Raw genomic sequence first — 300 nt, 5'->3', positions numbered from 1 at the left:
GAGGCCGGCGAGGGCGCCCCGCCCGCCGAGGAGGCCGGTATCCGCACGGTGCACGCCCGCACCGGTCTGGTCGTCGCCCGTGGGGGCGGGGCCTGGGGCCGCCTCTTCCCCCTCTTCAAGGCGGGCCTGGGCGGTCGTCTGGGCAGCGGCCGGCAGTACTGGAGCTTCATCGCCCTGCACGACCACGTCGCGGCCCTGCGGCACGTCCTGGACACCGAGGCCCTGTCCGGTCCGGTCAACCTGACCGGACCCGCGCCCGTCACCAACGGCCAGGTGACGGCGGCCATGGGGCGGGTGCTG

At 76.3% G+C, this 300-nt stretch carries 1 pseudogene; it reads left to right on the top strand.

Features of this window, described 5'->3' with window-relative positions:
* Nucleotides 1-300: pseudogene (locus IE97_RS0137965) on the top strand (epimerase); the annotation flags it as partial.

The organism is Streptomyces sp. NRRL S-455 (assembly GCF_000717875.1).
GTDB lineage: Bacteria > Actinomycetota > Actinomycetes > Streptomycetales > Streptomycetaceae > Streptomyces.
Note: the sequence above shows the minus strand (reverse complement) of the source record. Positions and strands in the feature narration are given on the sequence as shown.